Annotated in this window: 13 protein-coding genes and 1 tRNA gene; 3 read left to right on the top strand and 11 right to left on the bottom strand. The window is 71.4% G+C overall.

Annotated features, from left to right (window positions below; translation table 11 throughout):
• Positions 1 to 665: 665 nt before the first annotated feature.
• Positions 666 to 3,086: an NACHT domain-containing protein gene (locus K2F47_RS20715; protein WP_242906276.1), complete on the top strand. Its 2,421-nt coding sequence runs from the start codon at positions 666 to 668 to the stop codon at positions 3,084 to 3,086.
• A 341-nt stretch (positions 3,087 to 3,427) separates the two neighbouring features.
• Here the strand turns inward: K2F47_RS20715 and K2F47_RS20710 are convergent, their stop codons facing one another.
• From K2F47_RS20710 to K2F47_RS20690, 5 genes are all read right to left on the bottom strand, one after another.
• A complete protein-coding gene (locus tag K2F47_RS20710; protein ID WP_308198434.1) occupies positions 3,428 to 4,462 on the bottom strand; it encodes an aldo/keto reductase in 1,035 nt (344 codons plus the stop codon).
• Between the two features lie 142 nt (positions 4,463 to 4,604).
• Positions 4,605 to 4,676: transfer RNA gene (locus K2F47_RS20705), tRNA-Val, on the bottom strand.
• A gap of 88 nt (positions 4,677 to 4,764) precedes the next feature.
• Complete coding sequence (locus K2F47_RS20700; protein WP_242906274.1) at positions 4,765 to 6,219, bottom strand: aldehyde dehydrogenase family protein; 1,455 nt, start codon at positions 6,217 to 6,219, stop codon at positions 4,765 to 4,767.
• An 85-nt stretch (positions 6,220 to 6,304) separates the two neighbouring features.
• Entirely contained in the window at positions 6,305 to 7,261 is a 957-nt protein-coding gene (locus K2F47_RS20695; protein WP_242906273.1) for an AraC-like ligand-binding domain-containing protein, read from the bottom strand.
• Positions 7,262 to 7,339: 78 nt separating this feature from the next.
• A complete protein-coding gene (locus K2F47_RS20690) occupies positions 7,340 to 7,732 on the bottom strand; it encodes a nuclear transport factor 2 family protein (protein WP_242906272.1) in 393 nt (130 codons plus the stop codon).
• Between the two features lie 192 nt (positions 7,733 to 7,924).
• Between K2F47_RS20690 and K2F47_RS20685 the strand changes: the two genes are divergently transcribed.
• Positions 7,925 to 9,418, top strand: a complete 1,494-nt coding sequence (locus tag K2F47_RS20685; RefSeq protein ID WP_242906270.1) for a GMC family oxidoreductase — start codon at positions 7,925 to 7,927, stop codon at positions 9,416 to 9,418.
• Here K2F47_RS20685 and K2F47_RS20680 read toward each other — a convergent pair.
• The 4 genes from K2F47_RS20680 to K2F47_RS20665 form a co-directional block, all read right to left on the bottom strand.
• Positions 9,402 to 10,595, bottom strand: a complete 1,194-nt coding sequence (locus K2F47_RS20680; protein WP_242906268.1) for a geranylgeranyl reductase family protein — start codon at positions 10,593 to 10,595, stop codon at positions 9,402 to 9,404. The genes K2F47_RS20685 and K2F47_RS20680 overlap by 17 nt on opposite strands.
• Before the next feature lie 58 nt (positions 10,596 to 10,653).
• The gene (locus K2F47_RS20675; RefSeq protein WP_242906266.1) at positions 10,654 to 11,310 is read right to left on the bottom strand and encodes a dienelactone hydrolase family protein; all 657 of its coding nucleotides are present in this window, start codon (positions 11,308 to 11,310) and stop codon (positions 10,654 to 10,656) included.
• 50 nt (positions 11,311 to 11,360) lie between these two features.
• Complete coding sequence (locus tag K2F47_RS20670) at positions 11,361 to 12,269, bottom strand: PAC2 family protein (protein WP_242906264.1); 909 nt, start codon at positions 12,267 to 12,269, stop codon at positions 11,361 to 11,363.
• Between the two features lie 137 nt (positions 12,270 to 12,406).
• The gene (locus K2F47_RS20665) at positions 12,407 to 12,685 is read right to left on the bottom strand and encodes a hypothetical protein (protein ID WP_242906262.1); all 279 of its coding nucleotides are present in this window, start codon (positions 12,683 to 12,685) and stop codon (positions 12,407 to 12,409) included.
• Positions 12,686 to 12,864: 179 nt separating this feature from the next.
• Between K2F47_RS20665 and K2F47_RS20660 the strand changes: the two genes are divergently transcribed.
• Entirely contained in the window at positions 12,865 to 14,049 is a 1,185-nt protein-coding gene (locus K2F47_RS20660; protein WP_242906261.1) for a saccharopine dehydrogenase family protein, read from the top strand.
• On the opposite strand, the gene K2F47_RS20655 is transcribed toward K2F47_RS20660, so the two are convergent.
• Together K2F47_RS20655 and K2F47_RS20650 are read right to left on the bottom strand one after the other, a co-directional pair.
• Positions 13,994 to 14,866 carry a fumarylacetoacetate hydrolase family protein gene (locus K2F47_RS20655; protein WP_242906260.1) on the bottom strand — a complete coding sequence of 291 codons (873 nt, stop codon included), beginning with the start codon at positions 14,864 to 14,866 and terminating at the stop codon, positions 13,994 to 13,996. The two genes, K2F47_RS20660 and K2F47_RS20655, sit on opposite strands and share 56 nt — an antisense overlap.
• 28 nt (positions 14,867 to 14,894) lie before the next feature.
• Positions 14,895 to 15,923, bottom strand: a complete 1,029-nt coding sequence (locus tag K2F47_RS20650; RefSeq protein ID WP_242906259.1) for an endo alpha-1,4 polygalactosaminidase — start codon at positions 15,921 to 15,923, stop codon at positions 14,895 to 14,897.
• Positions 15,924 to 16,005: the final 82 nt, after the last annotated feature.

Genomic DNA, 16,005 nt, shown 5'->3' with positions numbered 1-16,005 from the left:
AACAACATCTCCCGCTCGGGTGGCCGCTCTCGAAGCAGTCTTCTGCACCAGGAAAGCCGCTTTCGACGTCTTCTACGTCCACTTCGGCGGACGCCGTCACCGGACGCATCTGATACCGACAACAACCCCGGTCTCACCGAATGGTTGACACCACCCCTGTGGGACGACGACGGTTCCGCAGACCAACCCGGCCCACAGCGGCTGGGCCGCGCCAGGTCGGCATCAGCGCCACCACGCTCACCAACGACTGACGGTCCTCCCTCCCACCCGGAAGGGATCAGCGATTCATGACCACCACCGCCGAGAGACCGGTCGGCTCCCGGAGCGTCACCGCCGTTGATCTGCTCGCCGGCGGCCGCTCACCCAACTCTGAAGGCAGAGGTGGTCAAATGCCGCCCGCGCACCTCCCCATCGCCAACCGCCTCGCCGCCGCCCTCGTCGACCAAACCCGCCGCGCCCTCACCGAACTCATCCTCAACCACAGGCCGGCCACGGCACTCCTGGGCCAGATGAGAACTTTTTCCACGTCTTTAAAGGCGTCCGCGAAGCGTCGCCGGACTTCTCGACAGCCAGCTCCCAGGAAACGGATCATGCCGACGTAACCGGGAGCTAACAAGTCGGGTATTCCGGCGCGGTGCCGGCAGATCGTTGACAGCATGTGGTCCGTGGCGGACAAACATAGACCTCACTGGCCTCTCACCCTGGCCACCACAGCAATCGCCATACTGATTCTGGGCACCGATGCCGGCCTGACCTATGTGCTGTGGAGACACGGGCCCGCAGCGGCGACCATCTTTGCCACGCTGGCGGCGGTTCCCCTGGCAGCTGCGGCATTGTTCCCCGCGATAGCCGGCGGATGGCGCAGCCGAGGCGACCAATTGAACGTCTGCACCCCTGAGCAACTCGACCGGGCTCAGCAACTCCTGGCCCGGCTTGTGCTACAGCAGTGGCGCCAGGAGATCATCATCCGTCAGCTGGATGACCCCGCCCCGCTGGCGGTCCGCTGGCGCCTGACCGAGCTGCCCGTCATGGACCATCCCGGCCTGCTCACCCAGCCCAGGTCACTGCGGTCGCTGCTCGCCTTGGGCCAGCCCCGCTTCAGTGGCCGCACCGACCGCATCGCCGACATCGCCGCACAGTTTCGCAACCTCACCCGCCGCCGCCTGGTCATCTTGGGCGATCCCGGTATGGGCAAAACCACGCTGGCCGTGCTGCTGCTGCGCCACCTTCTCCAGCACCCCCAACCCGGCGAACCAGTCCCCATCATGTTCGCCCTGTCGGGGTGGGACCCTGACGCCCAACCCTTTCACGACTGGCTCACCGACCGCCTCAGTGACGCATATCCCGTACTTCGTGCTCACACCCTGGGCCCCAACGCTCCTCAAGACCTGGTCACCGACCGGCGCATCCTGGCCATCCTCGACGGCCTCGACGAGCTCCCCGAAGCCCTACGCCCCAAGGTCATCACCGCACTCAACTCGACCCTCACCACCGCCGACGCCATCATCCTCACCTGCCGCACCAACGAATACGAAGCCGCCGTACGCGCCCGGAAGGGTGACGCCCTGACCGCCGGAGCCGTCATCGAACCCAGTCCCCTCCAACCCGCCGACGCCGCGGCCTACCTGACCCACCTCCTTCCCCCTCGCCCCTCAGGCACCTGGCCCGTCCTCCTCGGCGCCCTTGCCCAGGGCACCACCACCCCCCTCGCCCAGGTCCTCACCACACCGTTGGCGTTATGGCTGCTGCGCAAGGTCTACATCGACGCCCACACCGACCCCGCCCCCCTGCTCACCCCTCACCGCTTCCTCACCCCAGAGCAGATCACCGATCACCTCCTGGACCACCTGACCCAGGCGCTCGTCAACGCCAACCCACCTCATCAGCGCACCAACGGCGGCGAAGACCAGCGCCCCCACCCCTTCCGGCCCCGCTACGCCTGGAAACCCAATGACGTCCAGCGCTGGCTGTCCTTCCTCGCCCGCCACCTTCACACCACCAACACCACCGACGTCGCCTGGTGGCAACTCCACCAAACGCTTTCTTCTCACACCATCAGGCTCACCGCCGCACTCACAGTCGGACTGACGGTCGGGCTCATAGGCGGACTCACAGTCGGACTCACGGGTGGGCTTGTAGGCGGGCTCGCGGGCGGCCTCGCCGTCGGACTCGCAGGTGGGCTCGCGGGCGGGTTCACCGTCGGGCTCTCGGGGAGGCTCACCGGCAGCATCTCGGTCGGACTCGCGGGCGGGCTCGCAGCCGGGCTCGGGGGCGGATTCGCGAGCGGACTCACGGTTGGATTCGCAAGCGGGCCCGTCGGCGAGCCCAAGGGGGGCCTTACAGCAGGACTCGCGTTCGGGCTCGTGTTCGGCCTCGCGGTCGGATTCCAGGGGTGGCTACATAGTTCAGGACCTACCGGCCCCAGTGCTGAACCCTCCTACGCGGACCTACGGCTACGAGGCCGGACGCGCTCACTCATACGCAAGCTCGCGTTCGGCCTCGTGTTCGGACTCGCGTCCGGGCTTGCGAGTGGGCCCACGTTCTGGTTCGGGGGCGAACTCGCGGGTGCACTCACGGTCGGAATGGCCGGCGGGCTTGCGACAGGGCTCGCCGGCGGGCTCGTGTTCGGGCTCCCGACCGGGCTCGCATTCGGGCTCACGGAATGGGCGAAGAACCCACAAGCAAGCGAAACAGCACAGAATCCCCCCGACTCACTTCGCCGCGACATTCAAATAACCTCCCTTGAGTCGCTCGCGGTCGGGCTCGCATTCGGGCTCGGAGGCGGGCTTGCGATCGGGCTCGCAGGCGAGCTCGCGGGCGGACTCGCAGACGGACTTACGGGCGGGCTTGCCGTTGGGCTCGTGGTCGGGCTCGGGGGCGGGCTCACAGGTGCATTCACAAGCGCCAGTGGCACCTACCTCATCACGCTCGTCCACTTGTCCGTCCGCCACCGGGCGCCGCGCCACCTGATGAGATTTTTGGAAGACGCTCACCGGCTCGGGCTCCTGCGCCAAACCGGAGCCGTCTACCAGTTCCGCCATGCCAAACTCCAAGAAAGACTTGCGAACACCCACACCCGTACCTGAGAACCCGACCTCAGACGACGTGACGGATGGTGTCCCATGGCGGTTAGGCGTAATTGAAGCGGAGTTTCGCAGCCTATTGCAGTTGCTTCTACAGTCGAGATAGCCAGGAGACCAGATCTCGATGATCGCACGGCTTTACTCCTCGCCGCGATGGACGGCATCGTCGCTGACGACGAGGCGACGGATCAGGAGCCGTAGCCACCCAGTTAGTCACTCACAAAAGCGAAGGCCATGGTCCAGGTGAGCGGATCATGGCCAGCTCGGTCTTCTACCGGTCGGCCAGCGCCTCCAGCTCCCGGCCGTAGGTCTTGAACGCCTCGCCGGCGCGAGTTCCGTCCAGGTCAGCGGTTCGATCCTGTACGCGTCGCCGGGAAGCCCGCCACAGGCTGCCGCTTGTAGAAGGACTCTTGCAGGTAGGCGGCCTCGTGCGGCTGGTAGGGCTCCTCCAGGTAGGCGGCCTCGTCGTCGTCGAGTTCGACGTCCACCGCGGCGACCGCGTCGGCCAACTGGGCCGGCTTGGTGACCCCGACGATGGGCGAGGTCACCGCCGGGTTGCGCATGACCCAGGCCAGGGCGACCCGCGCCGGGGACAGGCCCCGCTTGCCCGCGATCTCGTGGACGCGCTCGGCCACCGCCTGGTCCTCGTCGCGGTAGAGGATCCTGCCGCCCGCGTCGGTCTCGGCACGCGCCGTGGCGGTGTCCCGGGCCCGCGTCAACCTGCCCCGCGCCAGCGGGCTCCACGGGATCACGCCAATGCCCTGGTCGGCGCAGAGCGGGAGCATTTCCCGCTCCGCTTCTCGGTGGATGAGGTTGTAGTGGTCCTGCATCGACACGAACCGGGTCCAGCCGTTCAGGTCGGCCAGGAACAGGGCCTTGGCGAACTGCCAGGCGTGCATGGAAGAGGCTCCGATGTAGCGGACCTTCCCGGACTTGACCGCGTCGTGCAGCGCCTCGAGGGTTTCCTCGATCGGGGTTTCGTAGTCCCAGCGGTGGATCTGGTAAAGGTCGATGTAGTCGGTCCCCAGTCGCTTCAGAGAGGCGTCGAGCTCGGCGAAGATCGCCTTGCGGGACAGCCCGGCGCCGTTCGGGCCGGGGCGCATCCGCATCCAGACCTTGGTGGCGAGCACGACCTCCTCGCGCCGGGCGAAGTCCTTGACCGCCTGGCCGACGATCTCCTCGCTGCTTCCGGAGCTGTACCCGTTGGCCGTGTCGAGGAAGTTGACGCCGCTCTCAAGGGCCTGCTTGATGATGTCCCGGCTGGCGTCCGCGCCCAGCGACCAGGGCTCGCCGCCCCGGTCCGGCTCGCCGAAGCTCATGCAGCCGAGGGTGATGGCGGAGACTTCCAGTCCAGTCGTTCCGAGTTTGATGTATCGCACGCGTCGAACGTAGGAGCTGGAGTGCGCTCCAACGCAAATGCGGAGGCGTGGGGACTACGGCGCCCCTACCCGCGGGATCTCATGGTCACTCGGATGAGGAAGGGCCATGATCCGCGACTGCGGATCATGGCCTTGTGGCGGGTGGGCGCGGACGGTTTCGAACCGCCGACTCCTCGCTTGTAAGGCGAGTGCTCTACCCCTGAGCTACGCGCCCGCGTGCTCGTGACCGGGAAAGCGTACCCGGTTCGCGGGGGGTATCGCGAAACGGGGCGGAGGCGGCGAACCGGGTACGCGGGGGCGGGTCAGGAGTCGCCCAGGTGGACCCAGACCCCCTTGACCTCGGTGTAGGCGTCGATGGCGTAGGGGCCCATCTCGCGGCCCCAGCCGCTGGACTTGTAGCCGCCCCAGGGGGCGGCGGCGTCGGGGATGGGGAGCATGTTGACGAAGACGGCGCCGGCGCGGATGTCGGCAGCCAGGCGGTGGGCGGTGGCGAGGTCGCGGGTCCACAGGGACGCGGCGAGGCCGAACTCGGTGTCGTTGGCGCGGGCGGCCAGTTCCTCGGGGTCGTCGTAGGCCAGGACGGGCAGGACGGGCCCGAAGATCTCCTCGCGGGCGATCGTCATGTCGTCGGTGACGGAGCCGAAGACGGTGGGGCGGTAGAAGTTGCCGTTGGAGAGGGGGCCGTCGGCGCGGGAGCCGCCGGTGACCAGTTCGGCGCCCTGCTTCTCGCCCGTGCGGACGTAGGAGTCGACCTGGCTGAGGTGCTCGTGGGAGACGAGGGGGCCGATCTGGGTCTCGGGGTCCAGGCCGGGGCCGAGGCGCAGGGAGGCGGCGGCGGCCGCGAGCTTCTCGGTGAACTCGTCGGCGCGGCGGCGGTCGACGTACAGGCGGGTGTAGGCGGCGCAGACCTGGCCGCTGTTCAGCAGGGCGCCCTGGAGGTTGCCGGCGACGGCGAGGTCGATGTCGGCGTCGCGGGCGATGACGCTGGGGGCCTTGCCGCCGAGTTCGAGCGTGACGCGCTTGAGGTTGCCTGCGGACGCGTGGACGATCTCGCGTCCCACGGAGCTGGAGCCGGTGAAGGAGACCTTGTCGACGCCGGGATGGGCGACCAGGGCCTTCCCGGCGGCCGGGCCGCCGGTGAGCAGGTTGACCACGCCGGGCGGGAAGCCCGCCCGCTCGCACAGCTCGACCAGCCGGACGGTGGTCAGCGGCGTCTGCTCGGCCGGCTTGATGATCACGGTGTTGCCGCAGGCGAGGGCGGGGGCGAGCTTCCACGCGGCGATCATCAGCGGGAAGTTCCAGGGGGTGATCAGCGCGCAAACGCCTACCGGCTCGCGGCGGACGTAGTGCAGGGTGTCCGGGAACGAGACCGGGGAGACCGATCCCTCGATCTTGGTGCACCAGCCGGCGAAGTAGCGGAAGTGCTCGGCGGCGCCGGTGACGCTCACCGAGTGCGCGACGCCGAGGGGCTGGCCCTGGTCGCGGGTCTCCAGCTCGGCCAGCTCCGCCTCGTACTCCTCGATCAGGTCGGCGACGCGCCACAGGAGCCGCGCGCGGGCGCTCGGCGGGATCGACGCCCAGGACGGCTCGGTCAGCGCGGCGCGCGCCGCGTCCACCGCCCGGTCGACGTCGGCGGGGCCGGCCTCCGCGCAGGTCCCGAGGACGGCGCCGGTCGCGGGGTCGGTGGTGGTGAACTCGGCGCCGCCCGCGGCGGCCGTCCATTCGCCGTTGATATGGAGCTGGGTACGCGTGGTCATGGTGGGCCTCCCTTTGGGGCCCAGCTTCGAGGGAGGCGGCGTGGAGCGTCTTGTCTGTCGGTGTACGGCGGTTGACCGGTACCGCTCACTCTGCCGTGATCGTCACCCGGTACTCGCGGGGGCTGGCGCCGTAGGCGGCCTTGAACAGACGGCTGAAGTGGGCGGCGTCGACGAACCCCCAGCGGGCGGCGATGGCGCTGACCGGGCGGTTGAGCTGGAGCGGGTCGCGCAGATCGCGGCGGCAGTGCTCTAGCCGGCGCTGCTTGATCCACATCGAGACCGTCGTGCCCTCCTCGCGGAAGAGCTTGTACAGGTGCCGGGACGAGACGAAGTGCGCGGCGGCGATGCCGTCCGGGCACAGGTCGGGGTCGTCCAGGTGGCGCTCGATGTAGGCGCGGACGCGGATCAGCAGCGCGCGGCGGCCCGCGTCGGGGGTGGGGGCGGTGACGTCCAGGCGCTCGGCGAGCAGCGTGACGAGGAGGTCCACGATGTTGTCGCCGAGCCGGACGCCGGCCTGGTCGTCGAGGTCGTCGAGGTTGCGGGCGAGCTGGACGAGGAACGGCGACAGCAGCGCCCCGACGCCCTGGCGGCCGGAGATCCGGGTGGCGGTGATCCCGGCGATGGCCTCCTCGGGCAGGTGCAGGAGGCGGCGCGGGACCATCAGGACGAGCTGCCGGTAGGAGTCGTCGAAGGCCAGCGTGTAGGGCCGGGTGGTGTCGTAGATCGTGAAGTCGCCGGGGACGAGCGCGGCCTCGCGGCCGTCCTGGGTGAGGACGCAGTAGCCGCTGAGCTGGACGCCGAGCTTGTAGTGGCCCGGGTCGGAGCGGGCGATCAGCGGCCCGGTCCGCCGGACGACATGGGGCGTCGCGGCGACCTCCGCCACCTTCAGCGCGCCCAGCTCGCAGCCGCGCATCCGGCCGTCGAAACGGTCAGGGCGCGACGTTTCGGTGCGTAGCGGAACAAACATGTCCGAGACGGAGCTGCGCCAGAACTCGAACCTTTCGCGCGCGGGCCTGTCCGCGGTGGCGATGAGCGTCGACATGCGTGTTTCCCCAGGTGAGATGCCCGGCCTCCCGGTCACATAGTGCCCTGCGGAGGCCGGTCGCACCAGGGGGGCGTTTCACTCCATGGACGCGCGGACGAGCAGCGTGTCGGTGAACTGCTCGAAACCGACGACCTTTCCGTCCCGGACCCGCCAGACATGGGTGAACCGGACGCGCATCGACTTCCCGGTCGCGGCGAAGGTCCCCGCGTAGTGGCCGAGCGCCACGACCCTGCCCTCGTCGCCGTCGATGATCTCCTCGGCGGTGGCGGTGAAGTCCTTCCACTCGCCGTTGAGGCGGCCGAAGACGTTCTCGCGGATCGCGGGGACGCCGACGTAGGTCCCCGCGTAGGGGAACCCGGCCATCTCCGTCCACTCGACGTCGTCGGCGAACGCCTCGACCATGCCGTCCAGGTCGCCCCGGTCGGAGGCCGCGTAGTGGGCCTTGATGATGTCGAGCGCCTCGCTCATGGTCTCCCTCTTCTGTCGCTGGTCTGCGTCCGGTCGAGCACACCACCGGACGCGCGCGCTTCCTTGGCTGTGTCGGAACAGTGCTTGTCTGTGGCGGCACGACCGGCGCCGGACCCGTCGTACCCGGAAGGCGCCGTGCCTACGCTGACCGCCCCGACAGCGGGAGAATCCAGAGGGACGGGAGGCTGCCGGATGAGCGACCATCAGGCGGATGTGATCGTGGTCGGCGCCGGGTCGGCCGGCTCGGTCGTGGCGCGGCGGCTGGCGGACGCCGGGCACAGCGTCCTGCTCGTGGAGGCGGGCCCGTACCGGGAGGCCCCTGAGGTGGACGACCCGGCCCGCATGCACGAGCTGTGGAACTCACCGCTCGACTGGGGGTTCCAGACCGTCCCGCAGGAGCACGCGCACGGCCGGAGCCTGCACCTGCCGCGCGGCCACGTGGTCGGCGGGTCGCATGCGCTCAACGCGATGATCTGGGTGCGCGGCAATCCCGCCGACTACGACCGGTGGGCGGCGCTCGGCAACACCGGCTGGTCGTGGGAGGACGTCCGCCCGGTCTTCGAGCGCGTCGACGGCCTCGGCACCGGGAGGCCCGGGGCGCTCGACGTCCTCACCGGCTACCAGCCCGATCCCGTGCAGTGCTCGATCGTGGAGGCCGCGCAGGAGGCCGGGCTGCCGTTCAACCCCGACTACAACCGGGGGGCGACGCAGGACGGCGTCTCGTTCATGCAGTTCACGATCCGCGACCACGTGCGGCTCACGACGGCCCGCGCGTACCTGGAGCCGGTCCTCGGGAAGGGCGTCACGCTGCTCCCGGACGCGCGCGCCCGGCGGCTGATCCTCGAAGGCCGCCGCTGCGTGGGCGTCGAGTGGACACGCGCCGGACGGCTGGAGCGGGGCCGCGCCGACCAGGTCGTGCTGTGCGGGGGCGCGATCGGGTCTCCGGTGCTGCTGCTGCGCTCGGGCATCGGAGACGCGGACGTGCTCGGCGGCGCGGCCGTCCACCTGCCGGGGGTGGGCCGCAACCTCCAGGACCACTGGCTGGTGCCGGTGATCGCCGCGACCGACCGTCCGCCGACGCTGTCGCGGGGCCTCCCGCACACCCAGAGCCACCTGTTCTGGCGGAGCAGGCCGGGGCTGCCGGTGCCCGACCTGCAACCGCTGCACTTCGGCGTCCCCCTCTACGAGCCGTGGATGCACGGCCCGCCCGACGGTCTCTCGCTGATGGCGGGGCTGGTCCGGCCGGAGTCGAAGGGCGAGGTCCGGCTGTCCGGCGACGCGGAGCCGCTGATCGACCCGCGCGTGCTGTCCGCGGACGCCGACCTGGACGCGCTGTGCGCCGCCGTCCGGCTCTGCCAGGAGATCATCGCGGCCCCCGCGCTGCGCGAGGGCTGGGGCGCCCAGGAGCTGTACCCCGGCCCGCTCGCGCTGGACGAGGCGGGCCTGCGGGACTACGTCCGCAAGTGCGTGGTCACCTACCACCACCAGGCCGGGACCTGCAAGATGGGCGTGGACGACGCCGCGGTCGTCGATCCCGAGCTGCGCGTCCACGGGGTGGAGGGCCTCCGGGTCGCCGACGCGTCGGTCATGCCGGACGTGCCGACCGGCAACACCAACGCCCCCGCCATCATGATCGCGGAAAGGGCGGCCGACCTGATCCTGGGAGGGGTCAGGACGCCGGGGTGATCCGGGCGAGCGCGGCGGCGAGCCGGTCGGGCGCCCGCCGCCCGCGCGGGTCGCCCATCCCGGCGAGGACGGTGAGCGCGACCCGTCCGAGCGCCGGGCGTGACAGCCCGTGCCGGGCCGCCAGCCGCATGACCCAGGGATGCTCGACGGCCTGGGCGACCGCGCGGCCGAGCGTGAACGCGCCGCCGTGCGCCGACTTCAGCGCGGCCGGGTACCGGTGCAGCGCCCGCTCGCGCTGCCCGGCCGTCGGACGGGTCAGTGCGGTCTCGATCGTCTCGGCGGCTAGCCGGGCGGCCTCCAGCGCGTAGGCGATGCCCTCGCCGCTGAACGGGTTGACCATGCCGCCGGAGTCGCCGACGAGCAGGAGCCCGGCGGCGTAGTGCGGCTGGCGGCTGAAACCCATCGGCAGCGCGGCGCCCCGGACGGGCGCCACCGCGTGCTCCTCCGTGAGCCCCCACTCGGGCGGCAGCGTCGCCAGCCAGCGGTCGAGGACCGTGCGGCAGTCGGCGCCGGTGTCGCGCAGCAGCACGACCCCGGCGTTGCACGTCCCGTCGCCCATTCCGAAGACCCACCCGTATCCGGCGGGCACGTCGCCGACCCGGATCTCCAGGTGCGTGTCGTCGTGCCGCGGGCTGCGGTAGTAGCGGCGGGCGGCGGTGCCGATCGGGCGGTCCCGGCGGCGCCGGAGGCCGGTGGCGACCGACAGCCGCGAGGACGCGCCGTCCGCCGCGAGGACCAGCCGCGCGTGGTGCTCCCGCCCGCCGGCGACCACACCGCAGACCTGCCCGGACCGGTTGCGCAGGGGCGCGGTGACCTTGGTGCCCTCGCGCAGCGTGGCGCCCGCCTTCACGGCCTGGTGGGCAAGGAGTTCGTCGAGGTCGGAGCGTGTCCGGGTGAGCCCGAAGGCGGGCAGCGACCCGCCCGGCCAGCCGATCTCCAGCCGGTGGCGGGCGCCGACGAGCCGGAGCCCCGCGTTGCGGAACCAGCCCGGGTCCCCGATGTCGACGCCGAGCGTCACCAGCTCCTGGACGGCGCGGGGCGTGAGCCCGTCGCCGCAGACCTTCTCGCGGGGGAACGTGGCCTTCTCCAGGACGAGCACGTCCAGCCCGGCGCGGGCCAGGTGACAAGCAGCGGCGGAGCCCGCGGGCCCCGCGCCGACCACGATGACATCGGGCATGGACCCATGTTTCCCAAAGGGACGGCCCCAAACCACCCCGAACGACGCAATCGCCCGTTCAGCGCACCGCCGCGCCGCGCAGGTGCAGGTTGAACCACTCCGCGGCCTGCGTGGTGACCTCCTCCAACGCGCCCGGCTCCTCGAACAGGTGGGTCGCGCCGGAGATGACGTGCAACTCGGCGCGGCCGTCGATCCGCTCCTGGGCGCGCCTGTTCAGCGCGAGCACCTCGGGGTCGCGCCCGCCCACGATGAGCAGCACCGGCACCCGGACGCGCGGCAGGGACGGGCCCGCGAGGTCGGGCCGCCCGCCTCGCGAGACGACCGCCGCGACGTCCGACCGGGCCGCCGTCGCGGCCAGCGCCGCCGCCGCGCCGGTGCTGGCGCCGAACAGCCCGAGCGGGAGCCCGGCGGTGTGCGGCGCCGACTCCAGGCCCTCCGCCAACCGGTCGATGGTGCCGATCAGCCGCATCGTCAGCAGTTCGATGTCGAAGCGCAGGGCGGCCGTCGCCGCGTCGGCCCGCTCCTCGCGCTCGGTGAGCAGGTCCAGCAGCAGCGTGCCGATGCCCGCCGCGTTCAGGCCGCGCGCCACGGCCCGGTTGCGGGGGCTCAGCCGGGAGCTGCCGCTGCCGTGCGCGAACAGCACCATCCCGGTCGGCTCGTCCGGGATGACGAGGTCGCCGGTCAGCGTCGCGTCGGCCAGCCCGATCGTGATCATCGAGACTCCCCTCCCGGGTGCTCGCCTACCCCGCCCGGGAGCGGGTCATGTCAGGCGGGCGGCTCGGGACCGTCCTGCTCGGCGAGGAACCGCTCGAACTGGGCGCCGAGCTCCTCGGCGGTCGGCATGTCCTGCGACTCGGCGAGCAGGTTGTCGCGCTCGGCGGCGCCCGCGAACGCGTCGTACTGCTGCTCCAGCGCCCGGACGACCTTCTCGACCTCGTCGTTGCCGTCCACCTGCTCGGCGATGTCGGCGTCGGTGCGGGCGGCGGCCTCGCGCAGCCGCTCGGCGGGCAGCGACAGGCCGGTCGCCGCCGCGATCGCCTCCAGCGCGGCGACGGCGGCGGCCGGATAGGCCGACTGCGCCAGGTAGTGCGGGACGTGAACGGCCAGCCCGATCGCGTCGTGCCCGGCCTCGCCGAGTCGCAGCTCCAGCAGGCCCGCCGCGCTGCCCGGCACCTGCACCTTGTCGAACCAGGAGTTGCGCGTGACCAGCTCGGGCCGCGTCGCGTGCGAGGTCATCCCCACCGGGCGGGTGTGCGGGACGCCCATCGGAATGCCGTGCACCCCGACGACCAGGCCCACCCCGAGCCGCTTCACCAGGTGCAGGACGGACGCGGTGAACCCCTCCCACAGCCGGTCGGGCTCGGGGCCCGACAGCATCAGGAACGGCGTGTCGGCCTCGTCCTGGACGAGCCGGACGACCAGCTCGGGCGCGTCGTAGGCGGCCCAGTGGTCGCGGTCGAAGGTCATGCTCGGGCGGCGGGCGCGGTAGTCGATCAGCGAGTCGACGTCGAACCGTGCGACGATGCGGTGCTCCAGCGCCTCCAGCAGGTGCTCGCGGACGAGCTGCCCCGTGGATCCCGCGTCGACGAAGCCGTCGAGGCTGTGCAGCAGCACCGGCCCGGCCAGCTCCGGGACGTCGGTGTCCAGCTCGTACAGGTCCTCAGGGTTAAGCAACTTCTCCCCCACATCGTCATGTCGATGGTGCCAACACTAGGACATGGGACGCCGCTTCCCCGGCCCGCGTGTGATCACCGTCGCACCCCGGAAGCGCAGCTCCGGAGAAGCCCTTCCGGCGCGGGGCGGGACGCCCGCTAACCGCTCCAGAGCGGGACCGACAGCAGGATCAGGCTGGCGCCGAGCAGCGCCATCGCCGCGAACCGCCCGGCGTCGTCGGGCACCGCCTCGGCGCCGCCTGCGGATACATCGTCCGGACCGGCGGCGTCAAGCGCCGCCTCGGCGATCGCGGCGGTGTCCGGGGCATCCCGGGGCGCGCCGCGCGCGGCCGGGCGGGGCCGGTGGGCGAGGGCATGGGCGAGCCGTCCGAACAGCAACAACGCGGCGACGTCCATCGCCATGGCGAGCCCCGGCACGGCACCGTCCCCCCTCGACCTGGCCACATTAGGACAGCACCGGCCACCGATCCGGGACGCGCCGCCGATACGCACGGCATCGAAGCGATAACGAAGGGTGATCACTGAATTGCGCGGCGCGGCGCGGGCCCCCTCCGCCGTCCCATAGGTCAGGATCGGTTTACACGAGAGGGGTTTGTATGACCGGCGACCGCCCGTACGACATCGTCCTGTTCGGCGCGACGGGGTTCACCGGCGCGCTGACCGCCGAGTACCTGGCGGAGCACGCCGACCCAGGGACGCGGTGGGCGCTGGCCGGGCGGAACCGCGCGAAGCTGGAGGCGGTCCGCGACCGGCTCGCCGCGCTGAACCCCGCCTGCGCCGACCTGCCCCTGCTCCACGCCGACACCGCCGACGTCGGCTCGGTCGGCGAGCTGGCGCGCACGACGCGGGTCGTCATCACGACGGTGGGCCCGTACCTGGAGCACGGCGAGCCCCTGGTCGCCGCCTGCGCCCGCGCCGGGACGGACTACGTCGACCTCGCCGGCGAGCCCACGTTCGTCGACCGCATGTACCTCGCCTACCACGAGGAGGCCGTCCGGACCGGGGCGCGGCTCGTCCACTCGTGCGGGTTCGACTCGATCCCGGCCGACCTCGGCGTCTACTTCACCGTCGGGCAGCTGCCCGAGGGCGTGCCGCTGCACGTGGAGGGGTTCGTGCGGGCGCGCTTCGCGCCGTCCGGCGGCACGGTGCAGTCGATCATCGGAATGTTCGCCGACGTGCCCGGCATGCTGCGCGCCGAGCGCGACCGGAGGAGGGCCGAGGAGGGGCACGACGACGGCGGGCGGCGGGTCCGCGTGGCGCGGAGCCCGCTGCCGAGGACGCGCGTCACCGGCGGCTGGACGCTGCCGGCCCCGACCATCGACCCGCAGGTCGTGGCGCGCTCGGCCAGGGCGCTCGACCGGTACGGCCCGGACTTCACCTACGGCCACCACGTCGCGGTCAAACACCTGGCCGAGGCGGCGGGCATGGTCGCGGGCGCGGGCACGCTCCTCGCCCTCGCGCAGGTCCCGCCCGCGCGGTCGCTGCTGCGGCGGTTCGGCGTGCCCGGCGGGGGGCCGTCGGAGGAGCGCCGCGCGCGCAACTGGTTCAACGTCACGTTCGTCGGCGAGGGCGGCGGCCGGCGCGTCGTCACCGAGGTCGCGGGCGGCGACCCCGGCTACACCGAGACCGCCCGGATGCTCGCCGAGTCCGCGCTCTGCCTCGCCCACGACGACCTGCCCGACACCTCAGGCCAGGTGACCACGGCGGCCGCCATGGGCGACGCGCTCATCGGCCGGCTGGCCCGGGCCGGTCTTGCGTTCCGCGTGCGGAGCACGGGCTGAGCCTGCACTCGTTGCGCAGCACGCCGAGGCCCTCGATCTCGGTCTCCAGGACGTCGCCGGGTTCGAGCCGGATCGGCGGCGTGCGGCTGTCGCCGATGCCCGCCGGGGTCCCGGTGAGGATCACGTCGCCGGGTTCGAGCGTCATGATCCCGCTGATGTAGGAGACGATCTCGTCCGGCGGGAACAGCATGTCGCCGGTCCAGCCGCCCTGCATCTGCTCGCCGCGCACCTTGCACGACACCACCAGGTCGGCGACGTCGTACAGCTCGTCGGCGGTGACCAGGGCCGGGCCGAGCGGCGTCGTCGCGTCGAACGTCTTGCCCTGGAGCCACTGGGTGGTGCGGCGCTGGTAGTCGCGGGCGCTGACGTCGTTGGCGACCGTGTACCCGGCGATGGCCGCGCGGGCCTCGGCGCGGTCGGCGTGCGCGACGCCGCGCCCGACGATGATCGCCAGCTCCGCCTCCCAGTCCATCGCCCCGGACGTGGCGGGCAGCACGATCGGGTCGCGGGCGCCGATCAGCGAGTTCGCGAACTTCGCGAACAGCGTCGGGTGCTCGGGGGTCTCCAGACCGGTCTCGGCGATGTGCCGCTTGTAGTTGAGCCCCACACAGATGATCTTGCTCGGCCGGGGGATCAGCGGCGCGAGCTCCAGCTCGTCGAAGGGGACGAGCGGCCCGGTCGCGGCGGCGCGGGCGCGCCAGTCCAGGCCGGTGGCGAGCAGCGCGCCCACGTCCGGCGCGTCCAGCGGCGTGACCTGCGTGCCGTCGAGGCGCCCCGCGCGGGTGCCGCCCTCGGTGCGGAAGGTGAGGAGTCGCATGGCTGTTCTTTCGTTCGATCCCGCCGGCTCAGCGGCAGGGGGTGTACGGCTGGTCGGTGAGGAGGTAGTCCTCGCCCTTCTTGATGAAGCCGAAGCGCAGCGACACGGCCTCGCGGCAGAAGGCCAGCGGGTCCGGCCCGCGTGAGGGCTTGTACTCGACGCCGAAGACCGGCTTGCCCGCCGCGATGAACGGCTTCAGCCGATCGCACTCGCGGAACTCCCAGCACTCCTCGTTGACCATGAAGTCGAACGAGGAGACGAGCTGGGGGATCTGGCCGAGGTCGTTCTTCAGCCCGGCCGCGAGGCCGTGGCGATGCGCCATGTCAGCGAGCGCGCGGTTGAACACGAGCTGGCTGTCGGCGCTGACCTGCCACCCGGTGACCCCCGCCCCGTCCTCGTGGGCGTTGACGACGTCGAACTCGACGGCGTCGAACCCCGCTTGAACACATTTGCGGACCCGTGCCTCTTGCATTTTGAGCACGAAGTCGCGCTGCCCCTTGTCGTTGTTGATGTTGGCGTAGTTCTCCTCCGGGAAACCCGGATAGGACTTGCCGATCAGTGATTTCCCGTGGGCCTCGTGCCACTCGACGTACTGCGGGTAGTCCGGACGGACCTTCTCCACCGAACCCGAGTCGATGTAGCAGATCGCCTTGGCGCCGCGGGCGTGGATCGCCTTGACGGCGGCGGTGTTGAGCGTGGTGTTGTTGCCGGCGACCGCGGCGTCGGCGTACAGGTCGATGTCGAACACCTCGGGGCGCACGCACGCGCCCGCGCCGACCTTCCCGTCGTCCCCGTCCCCGTCCCCGACCCCGTTCTTGCGCCCGCCCCCGCCGTTGCCGCCACTGTTACTACCACCGGCATAGGGACGCTCGCAGATATCGACGTTGATGCCTCCCGTCCCCGGGAACTTGCGATCACCCGAAAGCTGGTACTGCCACCGGCTGCCGACGACCGGTCTCCACGGAGCGCCCCGTTCCTCCTTCTCGGACGACCCCGTCGAACACCCCGCCCCCGCCAGCGCAAGCAGCAGCCCGAGAATCACCACGACCTTCGCCACTTGCTTCTCTTTCCGTATCACGGAATGGGCTTCCATGAAAGGCAACCAGCATGACTCGCCCGCTGTCAACCATCCGGCACAC

The sequence above is a fragment of the Actinomadura terrae genome, assembly GCF_022751215.1.
Lineage (GTDB): Bacteria > Actinomycetota > Actinomycetes > Streptosporangiales > Streptosporangiaceae > Spirillospora > Spirillospora terrae.
This window is presented reverse-complemented; position numbering and strand designations above follow the sequence as displayed.

Coding starts and splice junctions, on each gene's coding strand:
- K2F47_RS20680 (WP_242906268.1), bottom strand. CDS start 10,595: ATGCCCGATGTCATCGTGGTCGGCGCGGGGCCCGCGGGCTCCGCCGCT.
- K2F47_RS20695 (WP_242906273.1), bottom strand. CDS start 7,261: ATGTCGACGCTCATCGCCACCGCGGACAGGCCCGCGCGCGAAAGGTTC.
- K2F47_RS20655 (WP_242906260.1), bottom strand. CDS start 14,866: ATGCGACTCCTCACCTTCCGCACCGAGGGCGGCACCCGCGCGGGGCGC.
- K2F47_RS20700 (WP_242906274.1), bottom strand. CDS start 6,219: ATGACCACGCGTACCCAGCTCCATATCAACGGCGAATGGACGGCCGCC.
- K2F47_RS20690 (WP_242906272.1), bottom strand. CDS start 7,732: ATGAGCGAGGCGCTCGACATCATCAAGGCCCACTACGCGGCCTCCGAC.
- K2F47_RS20685 (WP_242906270.1), top strand. CDS start 7,925: ATGAGCGACCATCAGGCGGATGTGATCGTGGTCGGCGCCGGGTCGGCC.
- K2F47_RS20660 (WP_242906261.1), top strand. CDS start 12,865: ATGACCGGCGACCGCCCGTACGACATCGTCCTGTTCGGCGCGACGGGG.
- K2F47_RS20675 (WP_242906266.1), bottom strand. CDS start 11,310: ATGATCACGATCGGGCTGGCCGACGCGACGCTGACCGGCGACCTCGTC.